The organism is Streptomyces sp. SID5785 (assembly GCF_009870065.1).
Classification (GTDB): Bacteria; Actinomycetota; Actinomycetes; order Streptomycetales; family Streptomycetaceae; genus Streptomyces.
Map to the genome: position 1 here is coordinate 1 of NZ_WWIA01001042.1, position 15,145 is coordinate 15,145.

16 protein-coding genes are annotated in these 15,145 nt (G+C 73.3%); 4 read left to right on the top strand and 12 right to left on the bottom strand.

Annotated elements, in window-relative coordinates; translation table 11 throughout:
- Positions 1 to 36: 36 nt before the first annotated feature.
- From GTW43_RS33795 to GTW43_RS33810, 4 genes are read right to left on the bottom strand one after another with little or no spacing between them, the layout of a single operon-like run.
- Positions 37 to 1,281: an MFS transporter gene (locus GTW43_RS33795; RefSeq protein ID WP_161305789.1), complete on the bottom strand. Its 1,245-nt coding sequence runs from the start codon at positions 1,279 to 1,281 to the stop codon at positions 37 to 39.
- 9 nt (positions 1,282 to 1,290) lie between these two features.
- The gene (locus GTW43_RS33800; protein ID WP_161305790.1) at positions 1,291 to 2,052 is read right to left on the bottom strand and encodes a uracil-DNA glycosylase; all 762 of its coding nucleotides are present in this window, start codon (positions 2,050 to 2,052) and stop codon (positions 1,291 to 1,293) included.
- A gap of 48 nt (positions 2,053 to 2,100) precedes the next feature.
- On the bottom strand, positions 2,101 to 3,633 hold the full coding sequence (locus GTW43_RS33805) for a YfcC family protein (RefSeq protein ID WP_161305791.1): 1,533 nt from the start codon (positions 3,631 to 3,633) through the stop codon (positions 2,101 to 2,103).
- Positions 3,630 to 5,000: a M20/M25/M40 family metallo-hydrolase gene (locus tag GTW43_RS33810; RefSeq protein WP_161305799.1), complete on the bottom strand. Its 1,371-nt coding sequence runs from the start codon at positions 4,998 to 5,000 to the stop codon at positions 3,630 to 3,632. Before GTW43_RS33810 ends, GTW43_RS33805 begins: the two co-directional genes overlap by 4 nt.
- Before the next feature lie 137 nt (positions 5,001 to 5,137).
- Here GTW43_RS33810 and GTW43_RS33815 point away from each other — a divergent pair, with 137 nt between their 5' ends.
- Positions 5,138 to 5,593 (top strand): S4 domain-containing protein, encoded by a 456-nt coding sequence (locus GTW43_RS33815; protein ID WP_237536957.1) that lies wholly within the window; start codon positions 5,138 to 5,140, stop codon positions 5,591 to 5,593.
- 23 nt (positions 5,594 to 5,616) lie between these two features.
- On the opposite strand, the gene GTW43_RS33820 is transcribed toward GTW43_RS33815, so the two are convergent.
- The 3 genes from GTW43_RS33820 to GTW43_RS33830 all read right to left on the bottom strand — a co-directional run bounded on the left by GTW43_RS33820 (position 5,617) and on the right by GTW43_RS33830 (position 7,962).
- Positions 5,617 to 6,102, bottom strand: a complete 486-nt coding sequence (locus GTW43_RS33820; protein WP_161305792.1) for a DoxX family protein — start codon at positions 6,100 to 6,102, stop codon at positions 5,617 to 5,619.
- Between the two features lie 105 nt (positions 6,103 to 6,207).
- Positions 6,208 to 6,885 carry a class I SAM-dependent methyltransferase gene (locus GTW43_RS33825; RefSeq protein WP_237536958.1) on the bottom strand — a complete coding sequence of 226 codons (678 nt, stop codon included), beginning with the start codon at positions 6,883 to 6,885 and terminating at the stop codon, positions 6,208 to 6,210.
- 54 nt (positions 6,886 to 6,939) lie between these two features.
- The gene (locus GTW43_RS33830; protein ID WP_343246196.1) at positions 6,940 to 7,962 is read right to left on the bottom strand and encodes an acyltransferase domain-containing protein; all 1,023 of its coding nucleotides are present in this window, start codon (positions 7,960 to 7,962) and stop codon (positions 6,940 to 6,942) included.
- Positions 7,963 to 8,096: 134 nt separating this feature from the next.
- Between GTW43_RS33830 and GTW43_RS33835 the strand changes: the two genes are divergently transcribed.
- A complete protein-coding gene (locus GTW43_RS33835) occupies positions 8,097 to 8,375 on the top strand; it encodes a DUF6343 family protein (RefSeq protein WP_161305794.1) in 279 nt (92 codons plus the stop codon).
- A 28-nt stretch (positions 8,376 to 8,403) separates the two neighbouring features.
- Here GTW43_RS33835 and GTW43_RS33840 read toward each other — a convergent pair whose 3' ends face one another.
- The 5 genes from GTW43_RS33840 to rpsA all read right to left on the bottom strand — a co-directional run bounded on the left by GTW43_RS33840 (position 8,404) and on the right by rpsA (position 12,572).
- A complete protein-coding gene (locus tag GTW43_RS33840; protein WP_161305801.1) occupies positions 8,404 to 8,766 on the bottom strand; it encodes a tetratricopeptide repeat protein in 363 nt (120 codons plus the stop codon).
- Between the two features lie 131 nt (positions 8,767 to 8,897).
- Positions 8,898 to 9,287: a DUF3592 domain-containing protein gene (locus GTW43_RS33845; protein WP_343246197.1), complete on the bottom strand. Its 390-nt coding sequence runs from the start codon at positions 9,285 to 9,287 to the stop codon at positions 8,898 to 8,900.
- The gene (gene coaE / locus GTW43_RS33850; protein ID WP_161305795.1) at positions 9,284 to 9,892 is read right to left on the bottom strand and encodes a dephospho-CoA kinase; all 609 of its coding nucleotides are present in this window, start codon (positions 9,890 to 9,892) and stop codon (positions 9,284 to 9,286) included. Before coaE ends, GTW43_RS33845 begins: the two co-directional genes overlap by 4 nt.
- Before the next feature lie 63 nt (positions 9,893 to 9,955).
- A complete protein-coding gene (locus GTW43_RS33855; protein WP_161305796.1) occupies positions 9,956 to 10,894 on the bottom strand; it encodes a PAC2 family protein in 939 nt (312 codons plus the stop codon).
- A 175-nt stretch (positions 10,895 to 11,069) separates the two neighbouring features.
- Positions 11,070 to 12,572 (bottom strand): 30S ribosomal protein S1, encoded by a 1,503-nt coding sequence (gene rpsA / locus GTW43_RS33860; protein WP_161305797.1) that lies wholly within the window; start codon positions 12,570 to 12,572, stop codon positions 11,070 to 11,072.
- Positions 12,573 to 12,970: 398 nt separating this feature from the next.
- On the opposite strand from rpsA, the gene GTW43_RS33865 reads away from it, so the two are divergent.
- Together GTW43_RS33865 and GTW43_RS33870 are read left to right on the top strand one after the other, a co-directional pair.
- The gene (locus GTW43_RS33865) at positions 12,971 to 13,813 is read left to right on the top strand and encodes a class I SAM-dependent methyltransferase (protein WP_161305798.1); all 843 of its coding nucleotides are present in this window, start codon (positions 12,971 to 12,973) and stop codon (positions 13,811 to 13,813) included.
- 4 nt (positions 13,814 to 13,817) lie between these two features.
- Positions 13,818 to 15,145 (top strand): helicase-related protein (locus tag GTW43_RS33870; RefSeq protein ID WP_343246198.1); only part of this gene is annotated, 1,328 nt, incomplete at its 3' end.

The following is a 15,145-nucleotide window of genomic DNA, read 5'->3' on the forward strand; positions in this document are numbered from 1 at the left end:
GACCCCGCGCCCGCGACATGATCCGCCGGACACGCCCTAGGCGGTGGAGGTGTCGGGCGAGACGTTCCGCATGCGGCCGTACGCGTACACGCAGCCGGCCAGGGCCAGGTCGGACAGCAGCATGAAGCCGATGCTGTACGAGTCCTTGGCGCTGTAGATGGCTCCCATGACCAGCGGCGGGACGAATCCGCCGAGGCCGCCCATCGCGCCGACGATGCCGGTGACCGAGCCGACCTGGGGCTGCGGGGTGACCTGGGAGACGAGCGCGAACACGCTGCCGCTCGCGGTGCCGAGACCCGCCGCCATGAACATGAAGCAGACGGTGCCCATGGGGTTCAGGGACGGGTCGAAGGCCTGGAGGATGGCGAAGAGGGCGACGACGGCCAGCGCGCACGAGGTGACGACGGCCGGGTGCACCCGGTCCGAGAGCCAGCCGCCGATCGGCCGGAAGACGACCGTGACGAGCGCGAACCCGGCGGCCTTGGTACCGGCCTCGGTGGGGCTCAGCTCGTACCAGGTCTTCAGGTAGGTGGGCAGGTACACGCCGAAGGCGACGATGCCGCCGAAGCCGATCGCGTAGAGCGCCGACAGTTCCCAGGTGACGCGCAGCCGGCCGGCCGAGCCGAGCCGTTTGCCGAGCGACGTCGAGGGGATCGGCCGGTCCGGGTGGTCGGTGATCAGCACGGCGGCCAGGACCGCGTACACGGCGAGGGCGACGGCCACGATGATGAACGGCAGGTTCTCGCCGTGCTTGGCGATGCGCGGGGTGAAGTAGCCGGACAGCGCGACGCCGCCCATGCCCATGCCGAAGATGCCGAGCGCGAGGCCCCGGTGCGCGGGCGGGAACCACGAGTTCACCAGCGGGATGCCGATGGCGAAGGTGGTGCCACCGAGTCCGAGCAGGAAGCCCACGGCGAGCATCGCGCCGAAGCTGTGCCGGGCCGGGATCACCAGCAGCACCGGAACGATGGTGAGCGCGGAGATCAGCGGGAAGAGCAGCTTGGCACCGTACCGGTCGGTGAGGGCGCCGACCGGGATGCGGCCGAGCGAGCCCACCAGGACGGGCACCGCGACGAGGAAGGACTGGGCGAACGAGCTGAGCTTCAGGTCCGCGCCGAAGACGCCGGCGAGCGGGGCGATCAGGTTCCAGGCCCAGAAGGTGAGCGCGAAGCCCACCGTGGCCACGATGAGATTGCGGTAGCCGGCCGCGGACGGCGCGTGCGCGGACGGCCCCTTCGTCGGGGGCGTCGGGGGCGCCGTGGGCGCGGAAGGTGTCGTCACCCTTTCACGCTAGGAATCGGATGCCGTGCCCTCCTGATCTGCTGCTCCGTCCGGGTGTACGGGCAGGCCCGCATCCTGGGCGGCGGCGCGCAGCACGGTGCGGAGCATGGCGGGGGTGAGCCGGCCGGTGAAGGTGTTGCGCTGGCTGACGTGGTAGCAGCCGTGGAGCACGGGGCCGCCGTCGAGGGCGACCCGGGCGCCGTGCGCGAAGACGGGCCGGGGGCGCGGCACGTGCAGGCCCGCGGCGGTGAGCGCGGGCAGGGTGGCCTGCCAGCCGAAGCCGCCGAGCACGACGACGGCGCGCAGGGTGGGCCGCAGCAGTTCGAGCTCGGTGACGAGCCAGGGGCGGCAGGTGTCGCGCTCGCCCGGGGTCGGCTTGTTGGCGGGCGGGGCGCAGTGCACGGGCGAGGTGAGCCGCACCCCGCGCAGGGTCATGCCGTCGTCGGCGGCGACCGCGTCGGGCTGCGAGGCGAGCCCCAGGTCGTACAGCGCGCGGAACAGGACGTCGCCCGCGCGGTCGCCGGTGAACATGCGGCCGGTGCGGTTGCCGCCGTGCGCGGCCGGGGCGAGGCCGACGATCAGCAGGGAGGCGTCGGGCGGGCCGAAGCCGGGCACGGGCCGGGCCCAGTAGGTCTCGCGGGCGAAGGCGGCCCGGACGGGCCGGGCGTGCTCCCCCTGCCGGCTCTCGCGCCAGGCGACGAGGCGGGGGCAGGCCCGGCAGTGCGTGATCCGCTCGTCGAGCTCACCGAGACCACCGGGACCGTCTTCCATCTCTTCACCGTAGGCCGTCGGACGCGGCCTGGACCCCTGCGGACACGTCTAGGTGAAGGCGGCGCCGAGTGCGACGAATCCGCAGATCAGCAGGAACAGGAGCGCGAGCAGCGGCCACACGAACCGCAGGTACTTGTTGTAGCCGACCTTGGCGAGAGCGACGCCGCCGATGGTGACGGCGGTGGTCGGCACCCACAGGTTCATCCAGCCGCTGGCGGCCTGCCAGGCCGTGACGACGACGGCGCGCGAGACGCCCGCGAAGTCGGCGAGCGGGGCGAGGATCGGCATGGCGAGCGTGGCGTGCCCGGAGGTGGAGGGGATGAGGAAGGCGAGCGGCAGGTTCACGACGAAGACGATGATCGCGAAGATGCCGGACGAGGTGCCCTTCACGACGCCCTCGATCGCGTGCAGCACGGTGTCGGTGATCTTCGAGTTGTTCATGATGACGGTGACCCCGCGGGCCAGCAGGATCACGAGCGCGGGCGACACGAAGTCGGCGGCGCCCTGGATGATCGTCGAGCTGAGCTTCTGCTCCCCCAGCCGTGCGACGAGCCCGACGAGCACAGCCGCGCACAGGAACAGGGCGGCGAGCTGCGGGAAGGACCAGTCCAGTTCGAAGCCGTACGGGGTGGCGTCGGCGTCCCCGGTCAGGGCACTCGCCCACGGCACCACCGAGAAGATCATGAACGCGAAGACGAGGCCGGTGACGACGAGCACCGCCTGGTGCAGCCGGGTCAGCTCGGGCACCTCCTCGGCGTCGGCGGCGGCCTTGTCGCGGTCCCGGTCGCCGGGCAGGAACCCGGACAGGGAGCGGTCGGGGTTCTTCCGGACGCGCTGGGCGTACCGGATGACGTAGGCGACGGTGACGCCGGTCAGGACGCACCACATGACGAAGCGCAGCGCGATGCCGTCGCCGAGCGAGATGTCCGCGGCGGACGAGGCGACGCCGGTCGCGAACGGGTTGACGGTCGAGCAGAGCACGCCGACGCCCGCGCCGAGGATGATCGCGCCGACGGCGGTCATCCGGTCGAAGCCGAGCGCGAGCATGAGCGGCACGATCAGTCCGTAGAACCCGAGGGTCTCCTCGGCGAAGCCCTCGACGGTGCCGAGCACCGAGAAGACGACCATGACGCCGGCGATGAGCAGGGCGCCGCGGTCGCGCAGCCGGTGGGCGAGCCGGCCGATGCCGCGGTCCAGGGCGCCGGTGGCGAAGACGACGGTGATGAACGCGCCGATGGCGAGGACGAAGAGGAAGACGCCCGCGCTGCCGTACAGGTCACCGGAGTTGTCGGGCGAGACGAGGGAGGTCTTGGGGTCCTGGATGCCGTAGAGGCCGTTGACGGGGGCGAGGAAGAGGTCGTTGAGACGGTCGACGAAGGACTGGCCCGAGCCGACGCGGTGGTAGGTGCCCTCGACGGGGGCGCCGTCGGCGTTGCGCCGGTACTGGCCGGAGGGGATGAGGAAGGCGAGGATCCAGACGGCGACGGTGACGACGGCGAGGACGGTGAGGGCGCTGGGGAAGGTGAACTTCTTCTTCGCGGGCGGCTGTTCGGGGGCCCGCGTGTCGACGGGGGTGCTCATGACGCGGCCCCCTGCCGGAATCCGGCGGCGTACTCGCGCACGAAGGCGCACATCGCGAGGACGGTGGCGCGCAGTTCGGAGAACAGGACGCGTTCGTTCGGGGCGTGCAGGTTGCACAGGTTGTCCTGGGCGCCGAAGAGCAGCACCTCGGCTCCGGGCGCGGCCTGGGCGAGCCCGTTGACCAGGGGGATGGAGCCGCCGGTCGCGATGTACGAGGCGTCGGTGCCCCAGGCCTCCCTGAGGGCGGTGCGGGCGGCACGGTAGGCGGGGCCGCCGGTCGCCGCCTCGTAGCCGGGCCCGGTGTCGCCGGGGGTGACGGTGAGCGGGACGCCGAATGGCTTGAGCGCCAGCAGGTGGCGCACGAGCCGGTCCTGCGCCTCGTGCGGGTCCTGGCGCGGGTGGAAGCGGAGGTTGAGCTTGGCGCGGGCGTACGGGACGACGGCGGACGCGGCGTGCGCGACGGTCGGTGCGTCGAGGCCGATGACGGTGATCGCCGGGCCGCTCCAGAGGCGTTCACCGAGGGTGCCGCTGCCGAGCAGCGGCAGTCCGCCGACGACCCCGGCGAGTTTGCGGAACTCGTCCTCGGTGTAGCCGGCGCCCTCCCACTCCTCGCGGCGCAGCCCCTCGACGGCGACGTCCCCGTGCACGTCGTGGAGGGTGGCGAGGGCCTTGAGCAGGACGAGCAGGGCGTCGGGGGCGGCGCCGCCGAACTCGCCGCTGTGCCGCGGCTCCTGGAGGGTGCGGGCCTCGACGACCACCTCGGCGGCGCCGCGCAGTCCGGTGGTGAGGGTGGGGGTGCCGGGCCGCAGGTTGCCGAGGTCGGCGATGACCATGGCGTCGCACGCGAACCGCTCGGGGTCGGTGGGCGGGTAGGCGTCGAAGGGGCTGCCGTACTCCTCCTGCCCCTCGAAGACGATCTTGACGCCGACGGGCGGGCGGCCGCCGAACGCGCGGAGCATGCCGAGGTGGGCGATGACGTTCGACTTGTCGTCGGCGATCCCGCGGGCCCGCAGGCCGCCCTCGACCGGGGTCGGCTCGAACGGCGGCGACTGCCACAGGCTCTCGTCGCCGGGCGGCTGGACGTCGTAGTGGGAGTAGAGCAGGACGGTCGGCGCGTCGGGGTGCGGCGGCGGGATCTCGGCGAAGATCACGGGGGCGGTGTCGGGCAGGTCGATGCGCTCGACGTGCGCGACGCCCGCGTCGTGCAGCAGCTCGACGAGCAGGTCGTGGGCCTCCAGCACCGGTCCCGCGGGGAAGCCGGGGAAGGAGATCGACGGGATGGCGGCGAGCCGCTCGAGGTCGGACCGCAGTCCGTCCATCAGCCCGTCGACCTCGGTCTGCAGATCGCGCTCGTTGCCCGGGTCCATGGCGGCCATGACGTACGCACCCCTCACTGTCGGTTTCATCTGCTTTGGGCGGATTATCCGTGGAGGGGTGCGGCTACCGGCCGGGGCTCGCCGACAGCGGGAGGCTCCGGCGCGCCCCGAGGCTCTATCGTCGGGGCATGGCAGCAGCGCAGAGTGCGGGGACTTCAGGGACGCCCGCCGCCCCGGGCGGCGGCGCGAGCGTGCGCGTCGACAGCTGGATCTGGGCCGTCCGCCTGGTCAAGACGCGCGCGGCGGGAGCGGCCGCCTGCAGGGGCGGCCATGTGAAGGTCAACGGGACGAGCGTGAAGCCCGCCCACGCCCTCCGCGTCGGCGACGAGGTGCGGGTGCGCCGGCCGGGCGACCGCGAGCGGCTGGTGATCGTCAAGCGGCTGATCCGCAAGCGCGTCGGCGCCCCGGTCGCCGTCGAGGCCTACGAGGACAACTCCCCGCCGCCTCCGCCGCGTACGGTCGTCGCGCCGGTCGGCGTCCGCGACCGCGGCACGGGCCGGCCCACCAAGCGGGACCGGCGGGAGCTGGAGCGGCTGCGCGGGATCTTCGGGCAGGGTCCGGAGGCGGGGGACGACCCGAGCTGAGCCGGGCCGCCGCCCCCGCCGGGTCAGGTCCTGCGCCGCAGGGCGGCCACCCACGCGCGGTTGTGCCCGCGCCGGACGCGGGCCAGCACGAGCAGCGGCACCATGAGGATCAGCGGCGTCGCCGCGTTCTCCCCGTCGAAGACGGTGAGCTGGGTGACGAACGCGCCGGCCATCAGCGCGCTCAACGCGATCGGGGTGACACCCGCAAGGACCGGGATCAACAGGCCGACGGCCCCGGCCAGTTCGAGCGCACCGATCGCGTACATGCCGGGGGCGCCCCAGCCGATCGTGTCGAAGGACTCGACCGCCGAGGAGTGCCCGATCAGCTTCGGCAGCGCGCTCGCGAAGGCGAAGAAGAGGGCGAGCAGCACCGTGACCGTGCGCAGGGCGATCCGGGCGGCGCGGGAACGGGCGGGCGCGCTGGACAGAGCAGGGGCGGTGGACGAAGCAGAGGCGGTGGACGAGGCGGGGGCGGTGGACGAGACCGGGGCGGCTGCGGGGTTCGACACGGTGACTCCTCGGGGGCGGGCCTGTGGTGCGGTACACAGGACAGACCCGGCCGCCCGGCGGAACTCATCGCCCGCCCGGCGCCCGTCTCCCGCCCCGCCGCGCGCTCACACCGGGGCCGCCCGCACCCACGACCCGTCCGGGGTCAGCAGCCGGTCGACCGCCAGCCCGGCCGCCGCCAGCTCCCGGTCGAACTCCGGCCCGGTCAGCGGCCGGCAGCGGTACGTCTGCGTCCAGACCGCGTCGGGGAACACGTACTCCACCGTGACCGCGCGGACGCCGTCGCCCACCGGCTCCGAGGACAGCTTGCGGATCGTGAAGCCGCCCTCGTGCACCAGCTCGCGCGGCAGGTTCTCGTGCGCGCCCTCGCGCTCGCGCTGGATCAGCACGCAGCCGCCGTCCGCGACGTGGCGGCGGCACGTGTCGAGCATGCCGCGGCGGACCACGGGGTCACCGGTGTGCACCAGGATCGAGGCCAGCACGACCCCGTCGAACGTCTCTCCCAGGTCGAGCCCCTCGATGGTGGAGCGGACCGTGCGCGCGCCCCGGACCCGCTCCAGCATCTGCGGTGACTCGTCCACCGCCGTGACCCGGAAGCCCCGCTCGGCCAGCGGGTGCGTCACACGGCCCACACCGCAGCCCAGCTCCAGAAGGGTGCCGCCCGCGGGCACGGCTCCCGCGATCACGTCGGGCTCGTCCTCCACCGGCAGCCGTCCGTAGAGCTCCACCGCGCAGCCGTCCGGCGTGAACGCGCCCGGTCCCGTCGCCTCGTATCCCTCGCGCATCTCCAGGTCCATGCCCGGGGAACGAGCCGCCCGGCCGGGCCGTTCCCGTCCGGGTCACGGCGGCCAGGGCAGCCAGCCGTGGCCCGTGTACCAGTGGCCGCCCGCATCGAGGTGGCCGAGCACGGCACGCTGGAGGCTCGTGCGGCGCGGCAGTCGGTCGCGCGGGGTCTGTGTACCGCCGAACACGAAGGCCACCGGCACGTCGTCCTCCGGCTCGTGCGACACGTGGGCGACGCGGAAGCGCTCCTGGAAGCGGACGATGTTGGAGCCGGCCGGCAGACAGTCCTTCAACTGCCGGTCCAGCAGCCAGGAATGGCACACGGCCACGACCGGCGCCTCCTCCGGACCCGCGTAGTGGCGCGCGAAGAAGGCCCGGGCCCGCGCGAACGAGTCGTCGCAGGCCTCCGGCGACAACGGGCCGCGGAAGTCCGGGATGTGCACGCTCAGGCACGGGTCCCCCGGCCCGTACGGCAGGCCCTCCGCGGCGACGGCCTCGCCCGTGCGCCGGCCGAGCCGGGCCCGCTCGAACTGCAGGCGGCCCAGCTGATAGAGCTCGCCGCGGAAGTGCCGGGTCGGCCACCACGGTACGAACAGTCCCGTCGTGCCGAAGCGGCGGCGGTGCACGGCCAGATTGCGGCCGAGGTCGGCGAGCGTGTGCCGGGAGACGGTCTCCGGGATGCCGCGGGCCCGGTGCGCGGCCCGGGTGTGCGGCAGCGCGGCGACGAACACGAACACGCAGAAGCGGCGGCTCAGCTCACCGGCGGACGCCGGGAACTCCGGCAGCCCCGTTCCCCGCCCCGGCTCCCCCGCCCGCCACAGCAGCCCGGAGACGGCCCTCGCCAGCAGGTCGAGCAGCTCGGGCGAGCGGATCAGCCGGCCGTGCAGCGCCAGCAGCTCCGCGATGTCCTCGTGCGGCACGGCCAGGTCGAGCAGCACGTCCGCGAGGTCGTGCGGGCCCGGCAGTGCGGCGTCGAGCCGCGGGATCTCCGGGTCGTCGAGCGCCGTGAGCCACGCGGCGCAGGTCGCGTCCCCCTTCAGCGCGTCCAGCAGTTCCGCCGCGTCCAGCGGTTCCGGCACCCTGTCCTCCCTCGTCCCTCGTCCCTCGTCCCGTCCCACCGCTCCGCTCCCCGGCGAGGCACTATGGAAGAGGTACCCCTGTATGCCGGGGTTCCCGCCGGGACCCCGCGGGGCCGTTCCCCACCGAGGGGGTGATGGTCATGCATCCGGCCCACCTGGTGCGCACCGGTGACGAACCGGTCACCGCCCGCAGTCCGCTGCGCATGCGGCTCGGGCTCGCGCTGTTCGGCCTGGCGTGGACGGTCTTCGGCACCGTCGCGTTCCTGCTCGCGCACCGTCCGTGGTGGGCGCTGGCCTGCGGCGTCCTGTGGCTCGTCACGACCGTCGATCTGTACCTGATCGTGCGGCACATCCGGCAGGGGCCGCACTACCAGCCCGGCCGCGACGTGCCGCCCTACCGGCGCGCTCCGTGACGGGCGGCCCGCCGCACGGGCGGCCGGCTCAGTCGTCGAACCGCGCGGCCGCGACGTACTCCGGCTGCGGGTCGAGCGCCGCCGCCAGCCGGAAGTGCCGGCGGGCCTGCTGCGGTCGCGACCACCGCTCGTAGGTCCTGGCCAGCGCGAAGTGCGCGAACGCGTTGTCCGGCTCGCGCTCCAGGACGATGGAGAACTCCAGCTCCGCGGCGCGCAGTTGGGCCGCGGCGAAGAAGGCGCGGGCCCTGAGCAGCCGGGCCGCCGTGTTCTCCGGGTGGGCCGCGATCACGTCGTCCAGGAGCTTCACGGCGCCCCGGGGGTCACGCGCGGCGAGCAGCTGCTCGGCGGCGCGGTAGTCGATGACGTGCGTCTCGGGGGTGGTGTCGGGCACGGTGAACTCCCTCCTGGTGTCGACCACGTCAACACCGTGAACGGTAAGGGCTATTCCTGCCCAGGCGGCCGTGCGGGGACACGCCGGGACCCACCACGGGCCCACCGGGGCGTGCTGCCGGCCGGTCTCCGTCAGGGCCGGCTGAGCGCGACCGCGAGCACCATCCCGGTGAGCACCAGCGCCGCGCCCGCGAGCATGAACCCCCGGTCGACGCCGGGCCGCTCGGCGCCGAGCACCACGGTCTCGCGCGGGTCCTCGACGTCGTACGCCACGCTGATCACCCCGCCGGGCGGCAGCGGACGCCGTTTGCTGGGCGGCACCGGGGACACGACCTCTATCACCCGCCCGTCGCCGGTCTCGAACTGCAGCAGGGGTCGCTCGGAGCCCTGCTGCGGCGGCTTGACGAGGGCCTCGGCGATGTTGGCCGCGGTCCGCAGCCGCCGGGTGCGCTGCAGGCCGTACGCGCCCGCGAGGAGGGCCACCAGACCGCCCATCGCGATGCACGCGGCGAGCAGGATCACGCGTCGGCGGCGTGCGCGCGGCGCGCCAGCTCGGCCCACACCGTGTCGACCTGCTCGACCAGTCGCTCGAGCGGACCGTCGTTGTCGATGACGAGGTCGGCGATCTCCCTGCGCTGCTCGCGGGTGGCCTGGGCGGCCATCCGGGCGCGCGCGTCGGCCTCGGTCATCCCGCGCCGGCCGGTCAGCCGGTCCAGTTGCGTCGCGGTGCTCGCGTCGACCACGACGACCAGGTCGTAGAAGGGGGCGAGGCCGTTCTCGGTGAGGAGCGGGACGTCGTGCACGACGACGGCGTCCGCTCCGGCGGCCGCCTCCAGCTCGGCGGAGCGCGCGCCCACCAGCGGGTGGACGATCTTGTTCAGCGCGGCCAGCCGGTCCGCGTCGGCGAAGACGATCGCGCCGAGCTTCGGCCGGTCCAGGCTGCCGTCGGCGGCCAGCACCTCGTCGCCGAACTCCTCGACGACCGCGGCCAGACCCGGTGTGCCGGGCTCGACGACCTCCCGGGCGATGCGGTCCGCGTCGATCAGGACGGCCCCGCGCTCCACCAGGAGCCGGGACACCTCACTCTTGCCGGCACCGATGCCGCCGGTCAGCCCCACCTTCACCATGAGCGGAAGCTTAGGGCCTCGTCCCGGGACGCGGCGATCAGGTCGCGGGGATCGCGGTACGGCTCAGCCGTCACCCTCGCGCTCGGCGAGGAAGCGCTCGAACTCGAGGCCGATCTCGTCGGCGGACGGGATGTCCATGGGCTCGGCCAGCATGTTCCCCCGCGACTCGGCGCCGGCCGCCGCGTCGTACTGGTGCTCCAGGCCCTGGACGAGCGAGACGAGCTCCTCGTCGCCCTCCTGCACCTGGCGGTCGATCTCCGTCTGGGTGCGGTGCGCCGCGGTGCGCAGACCGTGGGCGATGCCCGGCAGGACGAGCCCGGTCGCGCCGGTGATCGCCTCAAGGACCGTGAGCGCGGCGTCCGGGTACGCGGAGCGCGCGATGTAGTGCGGGACGTGGGCGGCAACGCCCAGGGTGTCGAAGCCGGCCTCGGTCAGGCGGTGCTCGACGAGTGCCTCGGCGCTGCCCGGGACCTGCGCCTCGTCGAACGGGCTGCGGTGGCCGGGGACCAGCTCCGTGCGGTTCCCGTGCGGGGTGAGGCCGACCGGCCGGGTGTGCGGGACGCCCATCGGGATGCCGTGGAAGTTCACCGCGAGGCGGACGCCGAGGCGCTCCACGATCTGCTGGACGGCGGCCGCGAAGCGCTCCCACTCGACGTCCGGTTCCGGGCCGGACAGCAGCAGGAACGGGGCGCCGGTGGCGTCCTGCACGAGCCGCACGTCGAGCGAGGGCACGTCGTAGTCGGTCCAGCGGTCCCGCCGGAAGGTGAGCAGGGGGCGGCGGGCCCGGTAGTCGATCAGGCGGTCGTGGTCGAAGCGCGCGACGACCTGGTGGGGCAGCGAGTCGAGGAGCCGCTCGACGATCTGGTCGCCGGTCTCGCCAGCGTCGATGTAGCCGTCGAAGTGGTAGAGCATGACCAGGCCGGCCGACTCCTGGGCGAGCGCCATGTCGACCACGGCGAGCCCCTTCGGCTCCCATGTGTACAAACCCTGCGGATCAAGCACAGTGACCGCTCCTCCTCGTGTCTCATGGGAGAACAAGCGCGGCCGCCTGGATCATTCCCGCCCGGGCCGCCCGCACCGACCCGTCACGTCCTCGCGCTCCGGCACGAGAAAGAGCAGTGGGCCCGCACCGTGCGGTGCGGGCCCACTGCTCAATTAGCTGCTAGCGCAGAGCGTTTCAGCTCTGGCCGCCCGCCAGCTTCTCGCGGAGCGCGGCGAGCGCCTCGTCCGAAGCGAGCGCGCCCGAGTTGTCGTCCGACTCCGAGGAGTACGAACCGCCACCGGACGCGGCCGGAGCCGCACCGGCGCCGGCGACGGCACCCTCGGCCTCGGCCTGCGCGTCGGCCTCGCGGGACTTGATGACCTGGGCCTGGTGCTGCTCGAAGCGCTGCTGCGCCTCGGCGTACTGGGTCTCCCAGGCCTCGCGCTGGGTCTCGAAGCCCTCGAGCCAGTCGTTGGTCTCGGGGTCGAAGCCCTCGGGGTAGATGTAGTTGCCCTGGTCGTCGTAGGACGCGGCCATGCCGTACAGGGTCGGGTCGAACTCGACGGCCGACGGGTCGGCGCCGAAGGCCTCGTTGGCCTGCTTCAGCGAGAGGCTGATGCGGCGGCGCTCGAGGTCGATGTCGATGACCTTGACGAAGATCTCGTCGTTGACCTGGACGACCTGCTCCGGGATCTCCACGTGGCGCTCGGCCAGCTCGGAGATGTGGACCAGACCCTCGATGCCCTCGTCCACGCGGACGAACGCACCGAACGGAACCAGCTTCGTGACCTTACCCGGGACGACCTGGCCGATCTGGTGGGTACGGGCGAACTGCTGCCACGGGTCCTCCTGCGTCGCCTTCAGCGACAGGGAGACACGCTCGCGGTCCATGTCGACGTCGAGGACCTCGACGGTGACTTCCTGGCCGACCTCGACAACCTCGGACGGGTGGTCGATGTGCTTCCAGGAGAGCTCGGAGACGTGGACCAGACCGTCGACGCCACCCAGGTCCACGAAGGCACCGAAGTTGACGATCGAGGAGACGACGCCGGAGCGGACCTGACCCTTCTGGAGGGTCGTGAGGAACGTCTGGCGGACCTCGGACTGGGTCTGCTCGAGCCAGGCACGGCGGGACAGGACCACGTTGTTGCGGTTCTTGTCCAGCTCGATGATCTTGGCCTCGAGCTCCTTGCCCACGTACGGCTGGAGGTCGCGGACGCGACGCATCTCGACCAGGGAGGCCGGGAGGAAGCCGCGGAGGCCGATGTCGAGGATGAGACCACCCTTGACGACCTCGATGACGGTACCGGTGACGATGCCGTCCTCTTCCTTGATCTTCTCGATGGTGCCCCAGGCACGCTCGTACTGAGCGCGCTTCTTCGAGAGGATCAGGCGGCCTTCCTTGTCCTCCTTCTGGAGAACCAGGGCCTCGATCTCGTCGCCGACGGCCACGACCTCGTTCGGGTCGACGTCGTGCTTGATCGAGAGCTCGCGGCTCGGGATGACACCTTCGGTCTTGTAACCGATGTCGAGGAGAACCTCGTCCCGGTCAACCTTGACGATGACGCCGTCGACGATGTCGCCATCGTTGAAGTACTTGATCGTCTCGTCGATGGCGGCGAGGAAAGCTTCCTCGTTACCGATGTCGTTGACCGCAACCTGCGGGGTGGTGGCGGTGGTCTCGGTGCTGCTCGTCATGTGGGAAAGGGCTCCGGCGGACATTGAAAGTCGGTGGGTACTGCTACGCCGGGACCTGTTTCGCACCGAAGAAGCCGGACAGCCTGGGAGGCGCCGAATCCGGACTTCCCGAAGGGAACCGGTGGCGCCTCGACAACCGAGGGGACATGCAACAGATGCGAGCACAGCCTGCTATGTCTGAGGTGCGCAGGCCCGCAGCGCAACTTGTAGCATACGGGGGCTGCCGGGCAGGGTCAATGCGCGAAGGCGCACACCCGGGGCGGATCGCCGCATACCCGGCAGAAATCCAGTCGCACGAGGCTACGGGGGCCGCAGCGAGCACGCTCGGCGCCCCTTTCCCGCGACGGGTTGGACGGAAGAGTACGACGAGGGAGCCCATCATCCAAGAGCCCGGAGCCATGCAAGCGTACGAGTCCCTGCCGGCGGCACCGGCGTCCTCCGTGGACGACGACTCGACGGCCACCCGGCGCGACGCCGGCACCACGGAGAGCTCCCGGGCCAACCGGGGCTGGTGGGACCGGAACGCGGACGACTACCAGGTCGAGCACGGCACCTTCCTCGGCGACGACCGCTTCGTGTGGGGTCCCGAGGGCCTCGACGAGGTGGAGGCCGAGCTGCTCGGACCGGCGGAGGAGCTGGCCGGCCGCGACGTCCTGGAGATCGGCGCGGGCGCCGCCCAGTGCTCACGCTGGCTGGCCGCGCAGGGCGCACGCCCGGTGGCGCTCGACCTCTCGCACCGCCAGCTCCAGCACGCGCTGCGCATCGACGGCGGCGCCGTGCCGCTCGTCGAGGCGGACGCGGGGGCGCTGCCCTTCCTGGACGGCTCCTTCGACCTGGCCTGCTCCGCGTACGGCGCGCTGCCGTTCGTCGCCGACCCGGTGCGGGTGCTGCGCGAGGTGCGCCGGGTGCTGCGGCCGGGCGGCCGCTTCGTCTTCTCGGTGACCCACCCCGTCCGCTGGGCGTTCCCGGACGAGCCGGGCCCCGAGGGCCTGAGCGTGTCCGCGTCGTACTTCGACCGCACCCCTTATGTGGAGCAGGACGAGGAGGGCGGCGCCGTGTACGTCGAGCACCACCGCACGGTCGGCGACCGGGTGCGGGACGTCGTGGCCGGCGGCTTCCGGCTCGTCGACCTCGTCGAGCCCGAGTGGCCCGCGTGGAACACGCAGGAGTGGGGCGGCTGGTCGCCGCTGCGCGGGAACCTGATCCCGGGTACGGCCATCTTCGTGTGCGAGCGGGACTGACGGCGTGATCCGTGACGCCGCGCTGCGGTCCCTGCCGGTCCGTTCGGCGCTGCCCGGGCTGCGGGGTGCGCTCGACGCGGGCGCAACCGCCGTGCTCGTCGCCCCGCCGGGGACCGGCAAGACCACGCTGGTGCCGCTGTTCCTCGCCGGCCTGACCGGCGAGGGCGGCCCGGTGCGCCGCGTCGTGGTCGCCGAGCCGCGCCGGATCGCCGCACGCGCGGCGGCCCGGCGGATGGCGTGGCTGCTCGGCGAACGGGTCGGCGAGCGCGTCGGGTTCACGGTGCGCGGCGAGCGGGCCGTCGGCCCGCGCACGGTCGTCGAGGTCGTGACGACCGGGGTGCTGCTGCAACGGCTGCAACGGGACCAGGAACTCGGCGGGGTCGACGCGGTCCTGCTCGACGAGGTGCACGAGCGTCACCTGGACGCGGACACGACGGCGGCGTTCCTGTGGGACGTACGACAGACGCTGCGGCCCGACCTCGAGCTGGTGGCGGCCTCGGCGACCACGGACGCCGCGGGCTGGTCGCGGCTGCTCGGGGACGCGCCGGTGGTCGAGGCCGAGGGCACCGCGTTCCCCGTGGAGACGGTGTGGGCGCCACCGGCCCGGCCGGTGCGGCCGCCGCACGGCATGCGGGTCGATCCGGCGCTGCTCTCGCACGTGGCCTCGGTGGTGGGGCGGGCGCTGCGGGAGCGGGACGGCGACGTGCTGTGCTTCCTGCCCGGCGTCGGCGAGATCGCGCGGGTGGCGGGACAACTCGGGGTCCCGGACGCGGTCGAGGTGCTCCAGGTGCACGGGCGGGCGCCGGCGCAGGTGCAGGACGCGGTGCTGTCGCCGGGCGGGCGGCGCCGGGTGGTGCTGGCCACGGCGGTCGCGGAGTCCTCGCTGACGGTGCCGGGGGTGCGGGTCGTCGTGGACGCGGGCCTGGCGCGCGAGCCCCGGGTGGATCACGCGCGGGGACTGAGCGCGCTGACGACCGTCCGGGCGTCGCGGGCGGCCGGCACCCAGCGTGCGGGGCGGGCCGGGCGTGAGGCGCCGGGTGTCGTGTACCGCTGCTGGGAGGAGGCGGAGGACGGGCGGCTGGCCCGCTTCCCGTCCCCGGAGATCAGGGTGGCCGACCTGACGGCGTTCGCGCTCCAGGCCGCCTGCTGGGGGGATCCCGCGGCGTCCGGGCTGGCGCTGCTCGACGCACCGCCGGCCGGGGCGATGGCGGCCGCCCGGGAGGTCCTGGCGGCGGTGGGCGCGGTGGACCCGGGCACGGGCCGTGTCACGGACCGCGGCCGGCGCCTCGCCCGGCTCGGCCTGCACCCGAGGCTGGGCCGGGCCCTGCTGGA